The organism is Gammaproteobacteria bacterium, assembly GCA_016199745.1.
In the GTDB taxonomy this organism is placed as follows: Bacteria; Pseudomonadota; Gammaproteobacteria; order Acidiferrobacterales; family Sulfurifustaceae; genus JACQFZ01.
Genome location: JACQFZ010000022.1, coordinates 1 through 23,062, shown reverse-complemented (window position 1 = coordinate 23,062; position 23,062 = coordinate 1). Strand labels below are relative to the sequence as shown.

General features: G+C 55.2%; 25 protein-coding genes and 1 pseudogene. 4 read left to right on the top strand and 22 right to left on the bottom strand.

The window, feature by feature from the left end:
* Nucleotides 1–30 precede the first annotated feature (30 nt).
* The 3 genes from HY308_05025 to HY308_05015 form a co-directional block, all read right to left on the bottom strand.
* Nucleotides 31–441, bottom strand: a complete 411-nt coding sequence (locus HY308_05025) for a hypothetical protein (GenBank protein MBI3897645.1) — start codon at nucleotides 439–441, stop codon at nucleotides 31–33.
* Between the two features lie 35 nt (nucleotides 442–476).
* Entirely contained in the window at nucleotides 477–1,898 is a 1,422-nt protein-coding gene (locus HY308_05020; GenBank protein MBI3897644.1) for a coniferyl aldehyde dehydrogenase, read from the bottom strand.
* 383 nt (nucleotides 1,899–2,281) lie between these two features.
* Complete coding sequence (locus HY308_05015) at nucleotides 2,282–3,136, bottom strand: transglycosylase SLT domain-containing protein (protein MBI3897643.1); 855 nt, start codon at nucleotides 3,134–3,136, stop codon at nucleotides 2,282–2,284.
* Between the two features lie 80 nt (nucleotides 3,137–3,216).
* Here HY308_05015 and HY308_05010 point away from each other — a divergent pair, with 80 nt between their 5' ends.
* A complete protein-coding gene (locus HY308_05010) occupies nucleotides 3,217–3,795 on the top strand; it encodes a CoA pyrophosphatase (GenBank protein ID MBI3897642.1) in 579 nt (192 codons plus the stop codon).
* A 455-nt stretch (nucleotides 3,796–4,250) separates the two neighbouring features.
* Here HY308_05010 and HY308_05005 read toward each other — a convergent pair whose 3' ends face one another.
* Nucleotides 4,251–4,730, bottom strand: a complete 480-nt coding sequence (locus HY308_05005) for a hypothetical protein (GenBank protein MBI3897641.1) — start codon at nucleotides 4,728–4,730, stop codon at nucleotides 4,251–4,253.
* Between the two features lie 178 nt (nucleotides 4,731–4,908).
* A complete protein-coding gene (locus tag HY308_05000; protein MBI3897640.1) occupies nucleotides 4,909–5,250 on the bottom strand; it encodes a nuclear transport factor 2 family protein in 342 nt (113 codons plus the stop codon).
* A 246-nt stretch (nucleotides 5,251–5,496) separates the two neighbouring features.
* Here HY308_05000 and HY308_04995 point away from each other — a divergent pair, with 246 nt between their 5' ends.
* Both HY308_04995 and HY308_04990 read left to right on the top strand, forming a co-directional pair.
* Nucleotides 5,497–5,823, top strand: coding sequence for a DUF1840 domain-containing protein (locus HY308_04995; protein ID MBI3897639.1), 327 nt, complete (start codon nucleotides 5,497–5,499; stop codon nucleotides 5,821–5,823).
* 258 nt (nucleotides 5,824–6,081) lie between these two features.
* Nucleotides 6,082–7,971 (top strand): acyltransferase, encoded by a 1,890-nt coding sequence (locus HY308_04990; protein ID MBI3897638.1) that lies wholly within the window; start codon nucleotides 6,082–6,084, stop codon nucleotides 7,969–7,971.
* Nucleotides 7,972–8,003: 32 nt separating this feature from the next.
* Here the strand turns inward: HY308_04990 and HY308_04985 are convergent, their stop codons facing one another.
* From HY308_04985 to HY308_04970, 4 genes are all read right to left on the bottom strand, one after another.
* Entirely contained in the window at nucleotides 8,004–9,128 is a 1,125-nt protein-coding gene (locus HY308_04985; GenBank protein ID MBI3897637.1) for a metallophosphoesterase, read from the bottom strand.
* 108 nt (nucleotides 9,129–9,236) lie between these two features.
* Nucleotides 9,237–9,578, bottom strand: coding sequence for an alkylphosphonate utilization protein (locus tag HY308_04980; GenBank protein ID MBI3897636.1), 342 nt, complete (start codon nucleotides 9,576–9,578; stop codon nucleotides 9,237–9,239).
* 197 nt (nucleotides 9,579–9,775) lie between these two features.
* Nucleotides 9,776–9,979, bottom strand: a complete 204-nt coding sequence (locus HY308_04975) for a cold-shock protein (GenBank protein ID MBI3897635.1) — start codon at nucleotides 9,977–9,979, stop codon at nucleotides 9,776–9,778.
* A 441-nt stretch (nucleotides 9,980–10,420) separates the two neighbouring features.
* Entirely contained in the window at nucleotides 10,421–11,269 is an 849-nt protein-coding gene (locus HY308_04970) for a class I SAM-dependent methyltransferase (protein MBI3897634.1), read from the bottom strand.
* A 181-nt stretch (nucleotides 11,270–11,450) separates the two neighbouring features.
* On the opposite strand from HY308_04970, the pseudogene HY308_04965 reads away from it, so the two are divergent.
* Nucleotides 11,451–12,402, top strand: a pseudogene (locus HY308_04965) (AraC family transcriptional regulator).
* 42 nt (nucleotides 12,403–12,444) lie between these two features.
* Here the strand turns inward: HY308_04965 and HY308_04960 are convergent.
* The 13 genes from HY308_04960 to HY308_04900 all read right to left on the bottom strand — a co-directional run bounded on the left by HY308_04960 (nucleotide 12,445) and on the right by HY308_04900 (nucleotide 22,909).
* Nucleotides 12,445–13,362: a hypothetical protein gene (locus tag HY308_04960; protein MBI3897633.1), complete on the bottom strand. Its 918-nt coding sequence runs from the start codon at nucleotides 13,360–13,362 to the stop codon at nucleotides 12,445–12,447.
* Between the two features lie 15 nt (nucleotides 13,363–13,377).
* Entirely contained in the window at nucleotides 13,378–13,722 is a 345-nt protein-coding gene (locus tag HY308_04955) for a hypothetical protein (protein ID MBI3897632.1), read from the bottom strand.
* Nucleotides 13,716–14,234: a hypothetical protein gene (locus tag HY308_04950; protein ID MBI3897631.1), complete on the bottom strand. Its 519-nt coding sequence runs from the start codon at nucleotides 14,232–14,234 to the stop codon at nucleotides 13,716–13,718. Before HY308_04950 ends, HY308_04955 begins: the two co-directional genes overlap by 7 nt.
* A 55-nt stretch (nucleotides 14,235–14,289) precedes the next feature.
* Complete coding sequence (locus HY308_04945) at nucleotides 14,290–15,156, bottom strand: hypothetical protein (GenBank protein ID MBI3897630.1); 867 nt, start codon at nucleotides 15,154–15,156, stop codon at nucleotides 14,290–14,292.
* Nucleotides 15,157–15,160: 4 nt separating this feature from the next.
* Nucleotides 15,161–15,400 (bottom strand): hypothetical protein, encoded by a 240-nt coding sequence (locus tag HY308_04940; GenBank protein MBI3897629.1) that lies wholly within the window; start codon nucleotides 15,398–15,400, stop codon nucleotides 15,161–15,163.
* 5 nt (nucleotides 15,401–15,405) lie between these two features.
* Entirely contained in the window at nucleotides 15,406–16,191 is a 786-nt protein-coding gene (locus tag HY308_04935) for a hypothetical protein (protein ID MBI3897628.1), read from the bottom strand.
* Nucleotides 16,192–16,307: 116 nt separating this feature from the next.
* Entirely contained in the window at nucleotides 16,308–17,117 is an 810-nt protein-coding gene (locus HY308_04930) for a hypothetical protein (protein ID MBI3897627.1), read from the bottom strand.
* Nucleotides 17,118–17,178: 61 nt separating this feature from the next.
* The gene (locus HY308_04925; protein ID MBI3897626.1) at nucleotides 17,179–18,402 is read right to left on the bottom strand and encodes a hypothetical protein; all 1,224 of its coding nucleotides are present in this window, start codon (nucleotides 18,400–18,402) and stop codon (nucleotides 17,179–17,181) included.
* A gap of 516 nt (nucleotides 18,403–18,918) precedes the next feature.
* Nucleotides 18,919–20,076: an ATP-binding protein gene (locus tag HY308_04920; protein ID MBI3897625.1), complete on the bottom strand. Its 1,158-nt coding sequence runs from the start codon at nucleotides 20,074–20,076 to the stop codon at nucleotides 18,919–18,921.
* 200 nt (nucleotides 20,077–20,276) lie between these two features.
* On the bottom strand, nucleotides 20,277–20,543 hold the full coding sequence (locus HY308_04915; protein MBI3897624.1) for a hypothetical protein: 267 nt from the start codon (nucleotides 20,541–20,543) through the stop codon (nucleotides 20,277–20,279).
* 20 nt (nucleotides 20,544–20,563) lie between these two features.
* The gene (locus HY308_04910) at nucleotides 20,564–21,121 is read right to left on the bottom strand and encodes a hypothetical protein (GenBank protein MBI3897623.1); all 558 of its coding nucleotides are present in this window, start codon (nucleotides 21,119–21,121) and stop codon (nucleotides 20,564–20,566) included.
* 59 nt (nucleotides 21,122–21,180) lie between these two features.
* The gene (locus tag HY308_04905; GenBank protein ID MBI3897622.1) at nucleotides 21,181–21,669 is read right to left on the bottom strand and encodes a type VI secretion system tube protein Hcp; all 489 of its coding nucleotides are present in this window, start codon (nucleotides 21,667–21,669) and stop codon (nucleotides 21,181–21,183) included.
* 211 nt (nucleotides 21,670–21,880) lie between these two features.
* Nucleotides 21,881–22,909, bottom strand: a complete 1,029-nt coding sequence (locus tag HY308_04900) for a Fic family protein (protein MBI3897621.1) — start codon at nucleotides 22,907–22,909, stop codon at nucleotides 21,881–21,883.
* Nucleotides 22,910–23,062: the final 153 nt, after the last annotated feature.

Genomic DNA, 23,062 nt, shown 5'->3' with positions numbered 1-23,062 from the left:
GCGCAACAACTTGTTGCCCACCCGCTTTTCTTACGGCTCGCCGGTCTGGCGATACGCCTGCCGCTCGAAATAGTTATCCCAATACGGATTCCGTCCACACAACAGCTGCCACAGGCTCGAGCCCAGATAAAGCGGGAAGAACAACACACCCCAACGTTCGTATTGCCGCACATGCACGCGCTCATGCGCGCGGCAGTCGATGAGCGCGTTGCCATCGATACCGATAACGACGTGGCCAAAAGTAATAGCGCTGAAACGACACGCCGGTAACCGCGTGATGCCATAGCCCACGCGACCACCGCCGACTTCGAGAACGCCGTCGATCACTGCCATCTTCGCACCGCCCGCCCACACAACGAGCGCCAACGCCAAGCCGACAACACTGGCCGGAGATGCCCAAACATATTTAAGAGCCAGCAACAGACGACGGTGGCAATTCAAACGGTGGCGCTCGGTATTTTTCAAACGGCGTTGAGTTATTTCAACATAAACGCGAGCAACCGACCGACACGTTTCCCGTACGGCGGCTTAAGAAGCGGTATCGTATTCCAACGCGACTGCCAGAAAACACCCTTGCGCTTCGACAAGGCATTGAAGCCTTCGGGTCCGTGGTAATGCCCCATGCCGCTCGGACCGACACCGCCGAACGGCAGCTCATCCTGGGCGATGTGAAAAATCGTATCGTTAACGGTGACGCCGCCGGCGATGGTTTGTTGCAGCAGACGGTCGACGCGGTCGGCATTGTCGTCGAAATAATAAAGTGCCAGCGGTCGCGGATGGTCGACGACGTAGGCGAGCGCTTCCGGCAATTCACGATACGTCAGCACCGGTAAGATTGGGCCGAAAATTTCTTCCTGGAGCAGGCGCATCGTGTGGTCGACGCGCATCACTATCGTCGGCGCCAACTTGCGCGCCGACGGCGCACTATCGCCCAGCGCGATTACCTCGGCACCATTGGCGCACGCGTCATCCAAATAACCTTGCAACCGCGCATAGTGACGGTCGTTGATGATCGCGCTGTAGTCCGGATTCTGCGGAATATTCGGATAGAGCCGTTGTACTTCTTTCTTAGCCGCAGCGATAAACGCTGGCAGCTGCGTTTCCGGCAGCAGCACGTAATCGGGCGAGAGGCAGGTTTGGCCGGCGTTCAAACATTTGCCGAATATCACTCGCTGCGCCGCCACGTCGATAGGAAAATCCGGGGCGATGATAGCCGGCGACTTGCCGCCCAATTCGAGCGTGACCGGCGTTAAATTGGCAGCGGCGGCACGCATGACCTGCCGGCCTACTGCGGTCGAGCCGGTAAAAAGTAAATGGTCGAACGGCAAACCGGCAAACGCCTGCGCCACATCGACATCGCCATTCACCACAGCCACATGATCCGGCGAGAAATATTTTCGCATTAACTCCGCCAACAACCGGCCGAACACTGGCGACAGCTCCGAGATTTTTATCATCGCGCGGTTGCCCGCCGCCAACGCCGACGTCAACGGGCCGATCGCGAGATACAGCGGATAATTCCACGGAGCGATGATGCCGATTACACCGAGCGGCTGCTTCACAACTTTGGCACGGCCCGGTAGGAACCAAGCCGAGACTGATTTGTGTTCCGGGCGCATCCATGTCGCGACATCGCGCTTGGCATGACGCACGCCTTGAATTGAGGGAAACAACTCCAGCAATTTTGTTTCATGCGACGACCGATGGCCGAAGTCGGCATCGATGGCGGCGGCGATGGCATCGATGTTTTCCGTCAACAATCGATGCAACGCGTCTAAATGGGCACGGCGTTCGTTCGCCGATGGATACGGCACCCGCCGAAACGCTCGCCGCTGCTGCTGGAATAGCGCGTCCAGCGCGGCGCCAGCCACCGGTACTTCATGGGACGATGCATGCATTTGCTGTGCCTCGGAATCGTGCCACGCCGAACTCCGTCCCCTTCAAAGAAAAGGAGCAGATCAGAATGGCACTTAACTTAGAGACGGTAACAAAATGAAATAGCTTCAACGTAGCCGTCCCCTCCCCCTCAGGGGGAGGGACAGGGTGGGGGTGGGTTTCGAAGCTGTGCCGCAAACCCACCCCCACCCCAACCCTCCCCCTGAGGGGGAGGGAGTTAACGTGCCAACGTTCATTTTGTTACCGTCTCTTACATAGATTCACCGCCATAACAACAGCGTTCCCTCTCCTCTTGCGGGAGCGGGAGTGGCGGCGGATATGCTTCGGCTTTTGCTTAAGTTAAGTAGTGCCATTCGGAGCAGATCACTTTAACGATACCGCCACCCTACTCTGCCGCCTGCAACCGTAAAAATACTCGCTTCATCGCATTAACTTTGGCGAGATAACCGCGAACATCGTGATCGCCGCAGCGCTGGCCGTCGATTGGCCGAAGGCCGCGCTTGGCAAAAGCGTCGCCGGCAACAGCGCCGCACAAGTGGATCACCGTCGCTAAGTCCTGCTTCTGCTGTAGCGTAGCGACGACGATGTGATGCCGCGCTAGCGTGTTGCTGACGCGGCGATCAAGCATTGCCGACGCCATCTCGACCGCATTCGTCGGCAACACGCGCGTGTACAAACTGTTGAACCAACACGACCGCCAGTCGTGCCACGGCCCATCCTCGACGACAACGTTGTGGTGAACACAGTAGCGCTTGGCCTCGGCGAATGTCCCGTCGGTGATCTGATACATGCCGACCGCGCTCGACGCCGGCCGATACACCTTGAACGGATCCCACCTCATATCCCAGCGCCAATACGTTCGCGCCACCGGATTGCCGGTACTCTCGACCTGCGCGAGCGCCGCCAAAAAATCCGGCGTAATGACCGCCGTCGAATGCCGGCGGAAAAGCGAGCCGTAATTACGCCAGGTCTCGGGTGAGGTTTTCGACAGCGCACCACTTACGGGAAAATACAGCTCGGTTGGCTTGCGGAACACCTGGTACACGCCATTGGCCACAAACCAAATTATAAGAAGGGTGGCGGCAGCGACGATGAACCGCACTTGCCCCGGCGCGGTCCGAAACGCGCGCGACAAACGCCGGCGAAAGCGCGCGCTCGGCCAAATCTTCGGAAGGCGAAAACGGCGCCGGCGGCTTTTTTTCTTGCGAGCGCCGCCTCGGCGGACGTGCGGACGTGGCATGCAGGCCTCTTTTGACGGCGCGATTATGTCGCGCTATTTATTATTAGGCTACGCTAGCGGTTTTGCTCGATGACGATGACATGCGTGCCCTAATCACTGAAAAATTATCCCGGCTACCGCCGCCCACCGCTGTCGACACCCGTCATGGCTTACGCAACGCCGCCGTGCTGCTGCCGCTGCTCGACTATGTCGGCGGAATTCGCTTATTGCTCACGCAACGCACGCAACACCTGCACCACCACCCCGGCCAGATCAGCCTGCCCGGCGGCATCATCGAAGTTAGCGACGCCAGTCCGATCGCCGCCGCGTTACGCGAAACCGAGGAAGAAATCGGCGTTCCATCCGATAAGGTCGACGTCATCGGCCAGCTCGAACCGATCTCCACACGCACTGGTTTTCATATCGTGCCTGTCGTTGGCTTCATCGCCGCCGACGTTCCGCTCGCGCTCGACCGGTTCGAAGTGGAATCGGTACTCGAGGTGCCGCTGGAATTTTTGCTGAACGGCGGCAACTACCAACGACAGTCGCGCCTTATCGACGGCGCCGGCGACATTAGTTACTACGCGCTCGACTACGACGGAAAAATCATTTGGGGCGCGACCGCGAAGATCCTGGTCGATTTTGCTCGCCAACTCGGTGTCGTTGGTATTCCGGACTAGAAACGACCTGTTGAGCTTAACCCCTGCGACGATGCTTCCTCAAAAATACCGGGCGCCACGGCTAGGTCTCAGAGATAGTTCGTCGTCAACAAGATTTGCCGGCGTAAGCTTTAATCAGCACTACTGACCCACCCGGAACCAGCGCAACTCACGTCGAGCGGCGAACTCGTGGCGACGTTCGCCGACGAACATACGTCGGTGTTCGCGCACGGTTAGCTACGACACTACAGTTACGCCGAGTGGACACACGCGTTACGGCGAAAGGCGGTACAAATATGGGATGCGCAAATTCCGCGAAAGCGCCGATCCGAACACCGGCCGACGCCATCTGCAAGGTTGTTACCTCGACCGCGACTGGATAGAAAGCCGGCTACGGATGCTGGATCGCTGAAACATCTTACTAATAGGACCACGACACGAACATCGCCCGGCGGTGCGCCGGGCGACTTCAATGGCTAGTGATGGTCCTTTCCTTCCGGACGGTGTCTACGTTTCTTACCACCTTTTCCGTGCGAGCCGGGCGGCGGTACGAAGGGTTTGGCGGCCGCCGCATTCGATGGCACGCTCGGCCCATTCGCCAGCGGCTCGCGCGCTTCATTGGCGACGGACGGCGCGGGCACCTGCTTGCTCGGCGGATTGGCGACGCTGACGTCCGGCGCAACCACCTTCTTAACCAAATCGCCGACCGAAGCGCTCGGCGGCGAACTTACGCTGCGACGCGCACTGTCCGACACCGGTGACGAACTACGGCTAGCGCTCATGGACGACAACTTGTCGCCGATACCTTTATTACTCTGCTTCCTAAATGCATTAGAAACGAAGTAATTACCCATCGCCGCATAGTTCGCGGCGGAGCATGCCAGACCCAGCGACGTCGTCACCCACAGACGGTACGCCGCAACACTCCAAAGCGTAGTTGGTTCCAAACGATTCATAGAATTCCTCCTGGTATTCATGTCACAACTCCTACCAAAACTAAAACGCGGGAATATTCCCGCACGTTGTTGCAGGCTACACCTCCGCTTATCAAACCAGAACGGTGATGACGACCTCTGTGCCGCGCGAACGCCGCGTTCGTCGCCTCGTCTGCCGCCGACGACGGACAACCCATAATCATTCGATCTCGCCCATTTCGAACATCGCCGCATACGCCCGTGCATCGAAGAACGACTCGATAAAAACGATCTTGTCGTTTTCGACGCGCATAACATGCGCAACCGGCCAAACGTGCCGCTGGTCCATGCGCGTCACGTAATCGAGGATGACGCAAACTTCATTTCCTTCGGCGAACGTGTGACGCCGCTCCACCATTTCCAGAATCGGCCCCACCCGCGAAATGCTGTCGATGAACGCATCGGCATTCTCCCATTCCGAAATTGGGCTACGCGAACGAAAACTTTCATCGGCCAACAACGTGCGCACACGATCGAAATCGCGCGCGGCAAAAGCCGTCACGTAAGCATCTACTACTTCTCGGGGCGAAAGCGCTCCCATATTTCTATACCGTTTGATCGGGATAACTGAAGAGTATTGCGCGAACGACGGACGCACAACAGACAAGTGAGATAGACCTTACTGCCGGCGCTCGTATTGCCGGCACCCCAGCATGGACCCCACCATCGAATTCGTCGAAACGCTTGTCGCCTTTCCGTCAGATCCGTCACAATTGTTTATCCGAACCAAATACGCAAAACGTGGATTATGCTGATCACCTTCAAATCCAAAGCCAGCGGCGATGTCATGATGTTTGGCGATATCGCCAAGCAACTGCTCGACATCATCGGCAAGAAACTCGACAAGCAAGGTACCATTACCATCGAGCAATTGCCGGCAGCGATCGCAAAACTTAGGCAAGCGGCGACCGCCAGCAAAACGCAACAGCCCCAAACGAAAAGCGCGGACGAAGCAAAAAACGACGACGTCGGCGAACAGCGCCCGAATATCAGTCTTGCGGTGCGAGCGGTACCGTTGATCGTACTGCTGGAGCGTTCGCTACGAGCAAAAGTACCGGTGGTGTGGGGCGCTTAAGAACAATTACTTTTGGCAACGGATGAAACGCAGAATGTCCGGTCGGATAAAATCAACAGATAAGGTGTGGTGTTATAAACGTTGACGATAAATAGTCGAGCGCAGTATGTTGGCGCCAGCGAGAGAAAAAACATCAGCGAAGAAAAGAAAGGCATATGTCGCTCGTCGCACCGTTAAATGTAGGTGCGTTCTCGCCGAGCAGATGTTGCTCGTAGGCATAGTTCCTCAACTGGAAAATGTCAGCGTAAGGGGAGTCAAATGAAGTACAGACCGGACATCGACGGCCTCCGCGCCGCGGCGGTTTTGTCGGTCGTTTTCTTCCATTTCAATTTCAGTTTTGCCCCCGGCGGGTTCATCGGCGTCGACGTTTTCTTTGTGATCTCGGGTTATCTGATCACAAAGCTGATCTCCGCCGAAATGGATGCAGGCACCTATTCCACCACCAAATTTTATGTGCGCCGCGCGCGCCGCATTTTTCCGGCTTTATTCTTCATGCTCGCCGTTTGCAGCTTGTACGTGGTTAGCGTTTATCTGCCGAACGAAATCACGAACTTCAACAGCAGCGTGGCGGCAGCGACACTATTTTTTTCCAACATCCACTGCTATTTGAACGATATCGAGCAACTGCCGCTGCTCAAGCATACGTGGTCGCTGTCGGTGGAGGAGCAGTTCTACATTGGCTTCCCACTCATCCTTTTGGCGATCCGTCGTTATTTGCCAAACCACGTAACGAAAATTTTAATGGGGCTGACGCTCCTATCGTTCGCAATCTCCTGTTATCTCATCTTTATCCATAATAAACCCGCCGCTTTTTATCTGCTGCAGTCGCGCGCCTGGGAGCTACTCGTTGGAGCATTGCTGGCAGTCGGCGCTTTCTCGGAGATCCGCAAGCGCGCAACCGCGGAGGCACTCGGTGTTATAGGCTTGATATCGATCGCCGCCGGCGTGCATTCGTATCATTTGCACGATGTGCCGTTCCCTGGGTTCATGGCACTCATTCCCGGTATCGGCGCCGCACTCGTGATTCACTCGGGCGAGAAATGGCCGACGATTACCTCGCGTCTACTTGCTATAAAGCCGGTTCGGTTTATCGGCCTGATTTCTTTCTCGCTCTATCTCTGGCATTGGCCGATCGAAATCGCCGCGTTGTATTGGTGGGACCCGCTAACACGGATGCAAAAACTCGGCATGATGGCCTTAAGTTTTGCCGCTGCCGTTTTCAGCTGGTATTTCGTTGAAGAACCGTTCCGGCGCAAGCCCTATCGATTCGGTTCAGTAGCGACACTGTCGACCTCGGCGGCGGCAATGGCGATGCTCCTCGTCGTCAGCGTCTTGATCTATCCCCTTAGTGTTCGCCTGTGGAATATGCCGGAAGAGGCGCAACGGATGTTGTCGGTGCTCGATAGCAGCGAGGCATCGATGCAAAACGGCAGCTGCTTTTTGAACGCCAACCTCGCCGACTTCGGACGGTTCGACCAGAAACGATGCCTTCCCATTTCGTCCGACAAGAAAAACTATCTGTTGATCGGCGACAATCACGCCGCCAGTTTGTGGGCCGGACTGGCGCAGGTTGATCCGGAGATCAATTTCCTCGAAGCAACCGCCCATGGCTGCAAACCCATCATTGGCGCCAAGGCATGGCGCTACTGCACCGATCTGGTGAAATTCGTAGTCGGCGACTTTCTGCTGAAGCACCACGTCGACACAATATTGATTACAGCTCGATGGGCTCCCGAAGATATCGAAGGCATCAAGAAAACCGCAACGGCGCTAACCGCTTATGCGGACCGCGTAGTGGTGTTGGGGCCGACCGTGGAATACCGGCATTCGTTGCCGCGGATGCTAGCGATGAGCATCCTGCGAAACGACCCGTCGTTGGTTGAGCGCGATCGTTTAACCGAGCAGAAGCAGACCGACAAGTTATTCGCCGAGGCGTTTCGCGATACCAAGATCCAGTATTTCTCCGTCTACGACGCCCTTTGCCCCCAGGATCACTGCCAACTGACCGACGGGAATCACTTGCCGCTGCAGTTCGACGGCGGCGACTTTACGTTGAGCGGATCGATTTATGTGGCGCAGCTGGCAAGGAAGGCGGGCGCTCTGAATTACCAACACACAAACCCATCCGAACTCCCGCCCTCCCCGTAAAGGGGCGGGCGTTCGGTTGCCATTAGCAGACGCTACCCTTTCCGATCGCCGGCCGCTTCGATTTCAATCAGCGTTATCTCGGGCCGAGCCGCCACTCGCATCGGCGGCCCCCAAGTCCCGGTGCCGCGGCTCACATACAACCAGGCGCCGTCGGCAAGACGCGTCAGCCCGGTACGCGCGCGATACACCAACCGCACCAGTAACCCGAACGGGAAGATCTGTCCTTGGTGCACATGCCCCGAGAGCTGCAAATCGAACAATCCTTCGGCACCTGGCCGCAACACCGGCTGATGCTTCAGCAAAATTTTGAACCGCTCGCGCGCCAACGCCGCCAGCGGCACACGTTCGTCGGTGTTGACCCGACCGGCAGGATCGTCGACACCGACGATGCTGATCTCATCGGTGATATCAACACTCTCCGCCCGCAACAACGTGAAGCCGGCGCGCTGGTGAAAACTCAGCGCGTGACCGATACCGGCGTAATACTCGTGATTACCCGTGACCGCAAACTTGCCATAACGCGGCCGCAAGCTATCGAAGATCGGTGCCAACTCGCGCAATCGATACTCCAGACCGTCGACAAGATCACCGGTCGACACCACCACATCGGCGTCGAGCCGCCGCAACCGCTCGACCAGCCGGCGCAACCAACGAGCACCGACGAGCACACCCAGATGCACATCCGAGATCAACGCTACCCGAACTTTACCGCTCGCTGCCGATAACTTCGGCGACACGAGCGTCACCCGCTCAATGCGCACGCGCCGCGCGTCGAAAAAGCCATAAGCGGCAACGACCAACGAGACCAGTGCTGCTGTTCCGAATGATTGCAACCTAGAAGCGTACACCGAGAAATTCGCCGCCAGCGCACCGATGAGCGATAGCCCGAGCGAAATCCAAAAAAATAAAAACACCCACCCCATCCAACTAAAACCGAGCCAAGCGATGACGGTGGCCAAACGATGTTGCCCACGATGCTCGAGCCGCCAAAGCAACGGCAACGAAAACGTCATGAACATGACCCCCGCCACTAAAACGGGAACCGCTTGTATCGGCAGCGCGAGCCCGACATAGACGCGGCAGACGGCATAGACCTGAATCAATACGTAGCCGAGCGCGATAAGAGGAAAGATAGGCAGTCGCCGTTTAGATGACATGATCGATATTACGAAACTTGAACCAGGTTATTGTGCATGGTTTGGCGTCCTACCCTGCCCGCCACCCATTTTAGTACGCCTGGCTTCATCGAATCCTCATGATCGGCGCTACGCCTTTTTCACGAACTCGGATTTCAGCTTCATAGCGCCAATGCCGTCAATCTTGCAGTCGATATCGTGATCGCCATCGACCAGCCGGATATTTTTCACTTTGGTGCCGACCTTCACCACCAGCGACGAACCTTTGACCTTGAGATCTTTGATGACGGTGACGGTATCGCCGTCCTGCAGCACGCTGCCGTGCGCATCCTTTATCACGCGCGTCTCATCACTGCTTTCGGTAACCGCCGCTTTTGACCATTCATGCGCGCATTCCGGACAGACGAACATACTCCCGTCTTCGTAAGTTAATTCCGAGGCGCACTTCGGGCACTTGGGCAGGTTACTCATGATCTAGTTTGTATCCAGTTAACTGACTCGTCGGTTTTAAAAACGACATTGTCGAAATCGGGCGGAATCGAATTGTAGCGAAAACCTGTGCTGATCCTAAAATTCCCCGGTACACCACAACCGCTGGCTTGTACGTGTGCAGTACCAAAAAAAATCCCGCCACTGGCGGGATTCTTTTACTACCGTATCGCTCGCAATTAAGCGGGCTGAACGTTACCTGCCGACGGACCCTTCTGGCCCTGTTCCGGCGTGTACGTCACTTTCTGTCCTTCAGCGAGCGACTTGAAGCCGGCGCCCTGGATAGCGGAGTGATGTACGAATACATCCTTGCTGCCGTCGTCCGGGGTAATAAAGCCAAAGCCCTTCGCGTCGTTAAACCACTTCACGGTTCCTGTTGCCATCTGAAAATCACCTTCTGTTTCGGTTTGTGGGTGCAGTCTTGTTGACTGGATACTGGCCGGGGGTGACGGGATTAACCAAGAAACCTTCGGAAGTGATCACGGGTACAAGCTCTGCAGACGTCGACTATACGCACTTTTGCTGGATGCACCTAATGCCAGCAGTGAAACGGCAGGGTTAAACGATCAAAGCCCCATCCCAACCCGAATAACGCTTAATTTAAGCGAAAAACCCGACATCTCTCCCTTCAAGGGGAGGGCTAGAACTAGTTAAGGCGTCGGAGTCGAATGGCACTTACCTTAAAGCAAACGCCGAAACGTATCAGCCGCCACCCCCTCCCCCTCAGGGGGAGGGGGAGGGGGTGGGTTTTTTGCACCAGCGATCACAACCCATCCCGTCCTGCGCGGATGCCCCACCTCTCCAACACTGCCGCACTTTCAATGTCAGTGCTTAACGACAACCACTTCCAAATACTCCGCCGGTACAACCAACGAATCACGCCCAGCGACGTTCATGCGTTCGAGCAACTCAGTGATATCAGCTTCCAGCTTACTCTGCCCGGCCAGATCCAACGCCGCGAACGCCTTAAGCGTCGGCCCGTAGTAATCACGAAAAATTTGCATCCAATGCGCAGCGGACTTATAGCGAAAGTTAAACATCTTCCGCGTGCTACGAATATCGGCAGCGTCTCCACCGAACAACTGCACGATGTGCGGCTCGGTGCCCCACAGCGCCGGCGATTCGAGCCCCGCCGGCGGCGGCAAATGCTTACCGATCACTTTGAACAACTGGCCGATAAATCCTTCCGGCGTCCAATTGGCAAGGCCGATGCGCCCACCGCTCCGAACCACGCGCAGCATTTCGCTGGCGGGCTTGCGGTGATCCGGCGTGAACATTGCACCGAAGGTGGATAACACCGCATCGAAGCTTTCATCAGCGAACGGCAACGCCTCGACATCGGCCACTTTAAAAGTGACGTTCAACCCCTCCGCGCTCGCTCGTGCCGCACCCTTCGCCAGCAATGCCTCCACATAGTCGGTAGACGTGACCTCGGCAAAACGGCGCGCCGCAGCAAGCGTTGCGTTGCCGTTACCAGCGGCGACATCGAGCACGCGTTCGCCGGCGCCGATATCTGCCGCCTCGGCCAGCGATTCACCGACGATCTGCAACGTAATACCGATCACCGCAAAGTCGCCACTGGCCCACGTGGCCTGCTGTTTCGCTTTGATCGCTTCGAAATTAGGGGGATTCGCCGCGGTGGCAGGTTTGAGTGTTTCCTTAGTAACTGACATAAAACCTCCGTATGAAGTGACAACGAGGGCCTATTATTCACCTCACCACCGATTAACGCTTCACCCAAAGTCCTGCAGATTTGATCACACGTCCGGCAATGTAATTTCGCGGCAGCCATTTGTTGGCCCACCTACGAAAATCGATCGCGTGTCCTTAATCGCGAAGCTACCGAGCCAACCCATGAGCCACGACACCCTCTCCGACGTACTGCGCAGCGTGCGGCTGCGCAGCGCGGTGTTTTACTTCGTATCGTGTGGCGGCAAATGGGCCGCCGAGGCGCCGGCCTCGCGCGATATCGCCGCTCAAGCTTAGGCAGGGCGATATCATCCTATTGCCACACGGCGATGCCCACGTCGTATCGAGCGCGCCCGGCATGCGCGCCGATCCTCACGTCAGTTGGTACCACGAAATGACAAGTCAGCAACGTCCGTTCCGCCTTGCCTACGACGGCGCCGGGCCGCAGATGATTCCCGCCACGTCCGACTCGGCACCTTCCGCCGATCGCGCGCCGTCCACTACCTTGGTGTGCGGCTTCATCGGCTGCGATACGCGACCCTTCAATCCGTTGATCGCCACACTGCCGCGGCGGCTGCATCTCCCGGCCACCAGCGACAGCGCCTGGAGCGAGCAATTCGTGCGTCTAGCGGCGACCGAATCGAACAGCAGACGTCCCGGCAGCGAAGCGCTGCTCGAACGTCTGAGCGAAATGATGTTCGTCGACGCCGTCCGCCGCCACGTCGATAGCCTGCCGGAACAATCGACCGGCTGGCTTGCCGGATTGCGCGATCGCTTCGTCGGCCGTGCCTTAGCGCTGTTGCACGAGAAACCGGCCGCGGACTGGAGCATCGACGACTTAGGCAAACAGGTGAGCCTATCACGCTCGGCGCTGCACGAACTGTTCGTGCAATTCATCGGCCAGCCGCCCATGCAGTATCTGGCCAACTGGCGCGTACAACTCGCATCACGATTGCTGCGTGACGGCCAGTCGAGCGTGGCTACTATCGCCCTCGAAGTCGGTTACGACTCCGAAGCCGCCTTTGCGCGTGCGTTCAAACGAATCGTCGGTATGCCGCCTGCAGCTTGGCGGCGAATGGACACAGGATTGAATGCGCCGTCAAAGCTCGCTACGTAGGATCGTAGGCCGCACCGGAGCGCGATCACTACAACGTCGTCCTTAATCGATTTTCGCAAAGACAGGGGCCAAACGTTTGTCGATGCTGAGATAAAACCTTTTGAATACGGCGTATTTATCGCGGATCACGGGATATTGCCGAATGAGGACGCGCATCTGTTGGGGATGTGTGAATATCACCTGCGCATAGGTATTGAAGTCGTTTTCCAACCCGGTTTCGCCGTAGAACTCAACCAGGCCTCGCTGGTAGAGGGTTTCGTCGGCCGGATATTCGGTAAGCTTGCTAACGAATGAGTACGGATCGTTTTCAAGTTGATAAGAAAAATTTTTGCCGGAGGCACGCTGCCAATCCTGTTCCGAGAAGTTGTAAGAATTTTTCAGAAGGGAGCTGAATTCGTGGTGGAAGGTTTCTTGAAGCTGCTCGACACTATCGGCAATGCCATCGCCTGTCCTTACAATAACGATCCGTTGGGTTGACGTATAAGTACCGGCGGTGTGAATACCATCGGTCGTCAGCTTCTCCAGAAACACCAGCCCTTTGAGCTCCTTGCGTATCAAATCCGCCGGGTATTTTTTTAGGGAAAGCGACAGCGCGTGGATCATCTGACTGAGGCCGACATCGTTTTCCAGTGGAGACACTTTAGCGACGGGTTCGATGGCCCAACTGTCGGGATAGTCTGTCTCCTTGATATCGATGGCGAAAGTAAGGCCGTAGTTTACTTGCAACTGTTGGAAGTCGCGATTGAAGTCGGTGTAGTAATAAATCTGATCGTACACATCAAATCCGTCAGCGGCCCACCTGGCGTTTACCTCCATGGCGATCACATAAACCAGAACGATCGTCCCTATTCCCAGGCGATACTTAGCCTCGCGGACAAAAGCCACCGTGTCGGCAAGCGTACGGTGCCATGCACGAGCAGAATTGCGCCGTAGCCGCGCTAGACGGTTGTTGTGCTCCATTGCTGTGAGCTCTATTTACGAATCGATTGCTGCAAAGACGGGGGCGAAGCCTTTGTCGATACCGAGATAAAACGCTTTGAACACGGCGTATTTATCGCGGATTACGGGGTATCGCTGAATGAGTACGCGCATCTTTTTAGGGTAGGTGAATATCGTTTGCGCATAGGTATTGAAATCATTCTCTAGTCCGGTTTCGGAGTAAAAATTAATGAGACCACGTTGATAGAGGGATTCGTTGTCTGGCTTTCTGGTGATCTTGCTATTGAATGAGTAGGGGTCGTCTTCAAACTGGTAAGCAAAATGGCTGCCACTGGCGTGCTTCCAATCCCGCTCCGATAAGTTGTAGGAATATTTTAGCAAGGAGCTGAATTCATGATGGAACGTACTCTGAAGTGCATCAACCCCGCGGACAGTATTTTTATTTTCGCCTTTAGCAATAAAATCCATTTGGTTGACCTATCGTAGGTGCCGGCAATAGGAAGACTATTTACGGTTAACGTCTCCAACAAAACAAATTCCTTGATCTCCTTCCGAATCAGATCCGGCGGATATTTTTCGAGAGCAAGCGCCAATGCGTGGATCATCTGACTCACCCCCAGACTGTTTTTCAGCGGGACAACTTCGGGCGTAAAGACGATTGCAGTGGTCCAGGCCTTTGGATAGTTTTCCTCTTTAATCTCGGTCGCAACGCTAACGCCATACTTCGCTTGCAGCTGCTCGAAATCCCGCTCAAATCGGGTGCAGTAATACAGCCCGTCCGTGAGGTGGAAGCCGTTCTCTATAAGCACGGCTTCCACCCCGACGATGCTCGCCAGTACCAGCAGGATCGCTGCTAATCCGAGGCGGCGCTTGAGCTGTCTACTTGATGCCATCGCGTTAACGCCACGTCGTGCGGGAGATTCGAAACGCGGCTACTACTACCTTTCCTTAATCGATTGCCGCAAAGACGGGCGCGAAGCCTTTGTCGATGCCAAGATAAAACGTTTTGAACACAGCGTATTTATCGCGGATTACGGGATACTGCCGAATCAATGCGCGCACTTTTAGAGGATGGGTGAATACCGTTTCAGCATATGCATTAAAATCATTTTCCAATCCGGTTTCGGAGTAGAAATTGAGGAGGCCACGTTGATAGAGGGTTGCGTCGTCCGGCTTTTCAGTTAATCCATGCGCCATATTAATAAATAGCCCTGGATCTTTCTCAATCCGGTAGGTGAAATTTTGGCCGCTGGCATTTTTCCAATCCTGCTCCGAAAAGGGATGAGAGCGTTTGAGTAGGGAGCTGAATTCGTGATGAAACGTCTCTTGTAAAAAATTCACTCCCGGTGCGGCGCCTTTATTTCCTTTCCTCGCGATAAAGAGCCGCTTGGTTGGTGCATCGTAGGTGCCGCCGTATGGAAAGCTATTTACGGTTAACGTTTCCAACAACACAATTCCCTTAATCTCCCGACGGATCAACGACGCTGGATATTTTTCGATGGCAAGTGTTAGTGCATGAACTACCTGGCTGAGGCCCAACCTGTTTTCCAGCGGGACGACTTCGGGCATGAAGACAATTTCGGAGGTCCAGCCCTTTGGATAGTTTCTCTCTTGGACCTCAGTAACCAAGCTAATACCGTACTTCCCTTGAAGCTGCTGAAAATCCTGCTCGAAGCGGGTGTAGTAATACACCCCGTCGGTGAGATGGAAGCCGTTCGCTATTAGAACGGCTTCCATCCCCGCGATAATTGCCAGCACCAGCAGGATCGCTGCTAATCCGAGGCGGCGAAACTTGGCGCGTCGACTTAAGGCCATCGCGTTAGCGCGACGCCCCACCAAGGGTCGGTGCAACCCCCAGCCCCGACGGCGGCGGGAGATCCTCATCAGGCGCCGCCATGGCCGGGTTTGCAGTGAGACCGGCGGCGGCGATGGTGGCGGGCCGAAACACGCGGCTTAAGGAAACGGCGGCACGACCCCATAGTGCTCGGCCGCCGAAAAACATGCCGGCAGCAGCGCCGAACGAGATGGGGTCGTCGAGGATATCGATACCAAACAACATCGTCCTTAATCTATTTCCGCAAAAACAGGGGCGAAACGTTTGTCGATGGTGAGATAAAACGTTTTGAACACGGCGTATTTATTGCGGATCACAGGGTATTGCTGAATCAACGCGCGCATCTCTTTCGGATGGGCGAATACTGTTTCAGCGTAGACATTGAAATCATTTTCTAGTCCGGTTTCGGAGTAGAAATTAAGGAGGCCGCGTTGATAAAGGGCTTCTTTACCTGGTACTTCGACAAGATCGTGCATAACTTTGACAAAGAACTGAGGCTCGCTTTCAATCCTGTAGGAAAAATGGCGGCCATTAGCCTTCTTCCAATCTTGCTCCGGGAAACGGTAGGCATGTTTCAGCAGAGAGCTGAATTCGTGATGAAAACTTTCCTGGAGTTCGTTATTTTTCCTTGTAATAAATACCTGTTTAGTTGACTTATCGTAGGTGCCGCCATAGGGAAAGCTATTGACGGTTAACGTTTCCAACAAGACAAATTCCTTGATCTCCTTTCGAATGAGATCCGGCGGATATTTTTCGAGGGCCAACGTCAGCGCATGAATCATCTGGCTGACGCCCAGCGAGTTTTCCAGCGGGACAACTTCCGGCATGAAGACGATTTCCGTAGTCCAGGCCTTTGGATAGTTTTCCTCTTTAATCTCGGTCGCAACGCTAACACCATACTTCGCTTGCAGCTGCTTGAGATCCCGTTCGAATCGAGTGCAGTAATACAGTCCGTCCGTGAGGTGGAAGCCGTTCACCATCAACACGGCTTCCGTCCCCACGACGATCGCCAGCATTAGCAGGATCGCTGCTAATCCGAGGTGGCGGCGCTTGAGGTGTCTACTTGTTGATGCCATCGTGTTAACACAACGTCGTGCGGGAGACTCGAAACACAGCTACCACGACCTTTTCCTTAGTCGATTGCTGCAAAGACGGGGGCGAAGCCTTTGTTGATGCCAAGATAAAACGCTTTAAACACGGCGTATTTATCGCGGATTACAGGATACTGCCGAATCAATGCGCGCACTTTTTGAGGATCGGTGAATACCGTTTGCGCATAGGTATTAAAATCATTTTCCAATCCGGTTTCGGAGTAGAAATTGAGGAGGCCACGTTGATAGAGAGCTTCGTTCTCCGGCACCTCAGCGAGATTGTGCGCATAATTAATAAATAGCTCAGGATCGCTCTCAATTTGGTAGGAAAAGTCGCGGCCACTGGCCTTTTTCCAATCTTGCTCTGGGAAGTGATAGGAGCGCTTCAGCAAGGAACTGAGTTCGTGGTGGAAGGTCTCCTGCATGAAATCAACTCCGTGCGCAGCGCCTTTCCTCCCTATTCTTGCGATAAAGATCCGTTTGGTTGACGTATCGTAAGTACCACCCGCAGGAAAGCTATTGACGGTTAACGTTTCCAACAAGACAAATTCCTTGATCTCCTTTCGAATTAGATTCGGCGGATATTTTTCGAGGGCCAACGTCAGCGCATGAATCATCTGGCTGACGCCCAGCGAGTTTTCCAGCGGGACAACTTCCGGCATGAAGACGATTTCTGTGGTCCAACTTTTTGGATAGTTTTCCTCTTTAATCTCGGTTGCAACGCTAACACCGTACTTCGTATGCAGCTGCTCTAAATCCTGCTCAAAGCGGGTGTAGTAGTACACCCCGTCGGTGAGGTGGAAACCCTGTGCTATCAAGACGGCTTCGACTCCCACAACGATCGCCAGCATCAGCAGGACCCCCGCTAATCCGAGGCGACGGAACTTGGTGCGTCGACTTAGGGCCATTGCGTTAACGCGACGCCCCACCAAAGGTCGGTGCAATCCCCAGCCCCGATGGCGGCGGGAGATCCTCATCAGGCGCCGCCATGGCCGGGTTTGCAGTGAGGCCCGCGGCGGCGATGGTGGCGGAGCGGAACACGCGGCTTAAGGAAACGGCGGCACGGCCCCACAGTGCTCGGCCGCCGAAAAACATGCCGGCAGCGGCGGCGAACGAGATGGGGTCGTCGAGGGTACCGATACCAAGGGTCACGACGTCCTCGACCACGGTGACAATGATCAGCGTCCCGGCGGCGACAACCAGTACTACCGCGACCGCGCCGAGGCTCACGCCTTTAAAGCTGTCGGTGATTTGGTTCCAGACCTCGTTTTCGTTTGGCGAAACTATGAGGTCTTTTGTTAACCCAACTTTTTTGTCAAACGTTACTTCCACCTCAACCCTGACACTCTCCCCCACATAGTATTGGCCGCTGATTACTCCCTTGATCATCGGGTACTCCACACTCCCCTTAAGCACCGGTTGACCCGTAACCGAATCAATACTCGCGACTACCGAAATTTCAGGCGCGTTGGGGATGTTGCTGGCATGTGTGGTCAGGCCACATTCGAACTTTACGGTGCGCTTAGTGGGATCGAATTCGAATTTGGCGGAATTCGTGAGTGTGCCGTAGAGGGTTTCGGCGTCTTGTTTGGCTTTGAACTCCACGTGCTTCAGGCTTTTCGCGTTGATGTCGGGCAACGATACAGGGGCTTTGGCTTGCATCAGTAGTCGACCTAAGAGGGTCGCTTTCACTGAATAACCGGGACCTTTGCCGATCAGCTCGTGCTTGTTGAGCTCGAAAACGAGGCCGGGGCTGGCGATGTAGCCGGCGGGTTTGCGAGCCATGGGTTCGCCACCGTTCGGAGGATTGGGTTGGCGCTGGCGCACGCGTATAACGTCGGTGCTGCGAGGGACGCTGCTCTGTGAATGGCGGTCGCGGTTTTGGCTGACTTGATTTCGGATCGGATTCAGTTGGCTGGCGGCCGGTTTAGCGGCGAGCGGCGGAATGAGTAAGGTTTGGCCGATGAGGATGAGATCGGGATCTACGATCCGGGTGCCGGTACGTTGGCTGATCTCTTTGCGGTTGTTGTGCTGGTAAATCATGGGCCAGAGGCTACCGTTGCCGTAGTAGTGTTCGGCGAGATTCCAGAGGCAGTCGCCGCGGATGACTTTGTGAGTGCGTTCGGTAGTGAGCATGCGGAAGATCCTTTTATTTTCGTTTCCTGGGGAACCGCGATGCTAACAAAAGACCGGCAATTATAGGCAGTACAAAAGCGCCTTGAAAAAAGTTCGGATCTATTTTTGTAAATGCGTCGTTTACGTCGAAGGCAGGCTCGAGGACTGATGCACGGATGAAAAAGTAACCGACTGGGGCCGATAAAATAAATCGATCACCTATTTATTTTGGAATCTGTCGCTTTTTTCCTCTGCCGTTTCATGCGATTGGGAATCACCGCCTCATACATCGAGCCCCGCGCCGTTCTTTCTCAACCACTCCTTACGTTCATGGAAGTTCGGCAGAGTTTGCCGTCCGGTAAGCGGTTGATGGAACGCACTACCTCCCGAAACACTTCCGGCAATAACCACTCCCGAAAATTCGCGCGCAGACTCTTCGCCGGGTTTGAGGGAATGACGCCCTGCGCCTGCTCGATCACCTCCCAGTCGAGCGCCGCGAGTTGATCCAGGAACGGCTTTTCGACATACGCGTATCGCTCACGGCGCTTCTCGAAAGATGGGTTTCCCTTGGGCGAGCCCTTGCACTGGCACCGCCTCCACGCGCTCGTCCAGCGGATAGCGCTTGCTACCCGGATAGAGCACCGCCACGCGCGCAAGCTTGAGGTCGTCGAGCGCAACGCGGATCGAGGGCGTCACACGCGGCGCATCGGCGCGCTTGCACTCCACGCCCAGCAACTCGTCGCCACGGCGCAGGATCAGATCGATCTCCGCCCCCTGATGCGTCGCCCAGAAGAATGCCTCCTCGTGCGGTTCGGTCATCAGCACTTGCTCGATGGCGAAGCCTTCCCACGACGCACCGAGCTTAGGATGGCTCATTAATACCTTCGCCGTACCGATGCCAAGCAACTGATGCAGCAGCCCGCTGTCGCGCACGTATATCTTCGGCGACTTCACCTGGCGCTTACGCAGATTGGCGTGCCAGGGTTGCAACTGACGGATCATCAAGGCATCCGTCAACAGGTCGAGATAACGCCGAGTGGTGGACTCGCCCACCGACAGCGCCCGCGCCGCCTCCGCCGCGTTCCATATCTGTCCGTGGTAATGCGCGAGCATGGTCCAAAAGCGTTGCAACGCGGTCGCCGGAACGCGCACACCCCATTGCGGGAAGTCGCGTTCGAGCAGTGTTTGAATAAAGCTCTTACGCCACGCCAGACTGTCGGCTTCGCTCGCGGCGAGATACGACAGCGGAAACCCTCCGCGCCGCCACAAGACCGGTTCGGCATCCGCACCCAACTCCGCCAGCGAAAAACCATCAATGGCGATTCGCTCCATGCGCCCGGCCAGGCTTTCCGACGTCTGTCGCAGCAAGTCGCCCGACGCACTGCCCAGAATCAAAAACCGCGCGGGCTTATCCTTGCGATCCGCCAACACCCGCAACACCGGAAACAGATCCGGCCGCCGCTGCACCTCGTCGATCACCACCAGCCCCTTCAGCGGCCGCAACGCCGTCATGGGTTCGTCCAACCGCGCGAGGCTGGCCGGATCTTCCAGGTCGAAGTAGTTGATGGAGTCTTCGCTCAACAACTGGCGCGCGAGCGTCGTCTTGCCGCACTGGCGCGGCCCCACCAGCACAACCACGCGGCTGCGTTCCAGGGCTGCTTTCAGGGTGCGGAGAATCGCCGTGCGTTTAATCATGCGGCGAGTATATACCATGAAAATCCACCATGAAGTGACGGATTTTCGCTTAGGCTCGGACCAACCCTCTCAATATATAAATGCCTGCCTTCCCCCTCCAGGAGGCGAGACGACCGGTCGAGCGGGGGCACGGAAAGTCTGCCCCAAATGTTCCTCCTAGGAGAGCGGGTCGAGGACGCGTGCTTCTGTTTTTTCAGCCATCACGATTTTTTCTTAAATGGAATCGCTTCCTTGGACTCTCTGTCCTGAATAATCTCCTCGATAGGAGGTAAATCGGCTCCCTTCGATAACTCCTCTTCGTAAAGATCTTTAAGAATTTCGAGCGCTCGGTCGTAGTCATGCAGCGATTCTTGAATGTCTGCTGGTTTCCTCATAGTTTCCGATTCGAGCAAGCCTTCAAAGCGTTTTATGCTCTGATAAACCGACTGCAAACATATTAGCAACGTGCGGTTATTGATTTCCGACATAATCTAGCCTCTTTTGCTGTCTATACTGCTTTACGAGCAAGTGCAGCGCGTTTCTTTAGCGCGTCACGAGCAAGTTCGTCAAGTTTTTCCTTGAATTCGCTTACCGGCATCATGTAATTGGGCACGATTGAGTAGTGTATCGTGTCGTAACGTTTATTCTTGTCATCTCGAATTATCAAAATGCCTTCGGGGACTTCCGTTCCGGCCGGTATTTCGAAGTAATCCCACTGGTTGTTCCCAAAAACGCCTTCCTTGTCGAATAAGGATGCGCCTTCAACTTTCCAAATACTTTTCCGAGTATCTTTATAAAGCTTCGGAACCACGTACTCGAATCCGTCGATAGTTTGGATTGTTACATCCGGATCTCTATAACTTCCATCGGATTTCTGCCTACGATAAAAATCTGGGTGTAGCGGTCCCTCCGTCTCTACATCTGTTCTCAGGGCGCGCCACACAGTGGCGCTAAGTTCCTGGCCCTTATGTTTGTATATCCTCTGGATCAATGATGCATCGAGCAAAAGTTTTTCGTGCGACTCGACAGTATCGCCTGATTTGTTCAGAAGAATTTCTTCACCCATGGATGTTCCCTCTTTGTTGAGCAAATAAATCGATGTTTAGATCTCGCGTTTGATTTCGTTTACCGTTTGGTACTCGTCGCCGTATCAAACGCCACCGAGATCGGCGCCATTGGTTTTCCGTTTTCGTCGTAAGGGGTATATCGACACTCCAACTCTATAAAGCTTATCTTGTAATGTTCGACAGGCCGGAAAGTATCCTCGCGGGTGCCAGCTACATAGTACGAGCTGACCAACGCGTTTTTCAGAACATATTTCATGTAGACGTCTGCTCCACCACCAACTCCAGTCTTCGTTAAATGTAGCGTCACCGTCTTCCCGACCCCGCAACAACTTTCAATAAACAATTGCGGCGTCGCTCTATCCATAAAACGCCGGATTAATAAATCCCTGATCACGGCGTTGGATGACTCCCGGTCGCCCCGAGTTGAAGTCGCCGATGTGATAAGTCGTTTGGTGCCCCACTGGAAATAGGCCACATCAATCCATTTGCTATGCCCCTTGTCTGCGGACTCGCCTTGCACTCCGTCGAGTGTCATGAAAATTGACATTTATTCGGCCTCCATGGTGATTAGTATTGGAAAAACGACACCGCGTCATTCCCGCGAAAGCGGGGATCCATGCCGGGCTAAACAACGTCGGATATGCCGTATGGATTCCCGCCGGCGCGGGAATGACAGCTGTTTCTTGGTACGCACGGCTTAAAGCAGTGCCATTGGGGACGCTACCCTTTCTCCGCCGTCGTATCGATTCTGAATAGACTCACGCAAACGGCTTTTCAATCACCGCCAAAATAGGCCGCGCCATGTAGAGCTGGCCCCACTTCCTCCCCGACACTTCTTTTAGCATTCCTACCTTCTCCAACGCCACGATAACCTGGCGTGCCGTTGGATTCGATACGCGGAGAATCTTCTGCGCCATGGCGGCAGTAGTGTACGGGTTGGCGAAGAGTGTATCGAGCAATACTAGTGCGTTTGGCTTGCCGGTTAGTCGGCGGCGGTATTTATCGCGCAGGTCCATAAGATTGGCGGCGCGGGTTAGTGCGTCGGTTGCGGTTTCCGTTACGCCTTGTAGAAAAAATCGCAGCCACCCTGACCAATCGCAATGGGTGCGTACGCGTTGCAGTAAATCGTAGTAGTCCTGGTGGTGCGCTTCGATGTAGGCGGAAAGATAGAGTAGCGGTTGCGTTAAGCGTCCGCGTTCGATGAGAAATAACGTGATGAGCAATCTACCGATGCGCCCGTTGCCGTCCAGGAAAGGATGGATCGCTTCGAACTGCTCGTGCATGAGGGCGCATTGGATTAAGTCGGGATATTTATTCCGATCATGCAACGACAGCTCCCATTGTGCGAGAGTCTTTTGCATGTGTGCCGGTGGCGGCGGAACATAGGTTGCGGTTACCGGGGTGCTGCCGGCTGGACCGATCCAGTTTTGCGAGCGCCGGAACTCGCCGGGCGTCGCGCTGTTGCCACGTACGCCTTTCATTAATTTATCGTGCAGCTCGCGCACCAGGCGTAGCGACAGCGGTAACTTGCGCAACCGTTTAACGCCGAACTCCAATGCGGTTACGTAGTTCCGTACTTCGCGGATATCGGCTTCGTCGCCATGAGGGATAGCGGCATGTACTTCGTCCAACAGAATATCGGACAGCGTGGCGCGGGTGCCTTCGATGCGGGAGGACAACACTGCTTCACGACGAATATACGGAGCGATTAATAAATGTGGATTGGGCAGGAAGCGGCCGAGGCCGGAAAGTTCGCTTAACGCCGTATCGGCGCGGGACAACGCGATAACGAGGTCGGCGTGTTAGTGGCGGTCCAAATCCGCGTAAATCTGGCGGCGAGATCGGTGGAGATATATTAGTAAGTCAGCGTTAGGAGTTGTCATCCGATCCGGCGTCGGTGGATCGCGCCATCGCCCCCGATGGCAGCGGGAAGTCCTTGT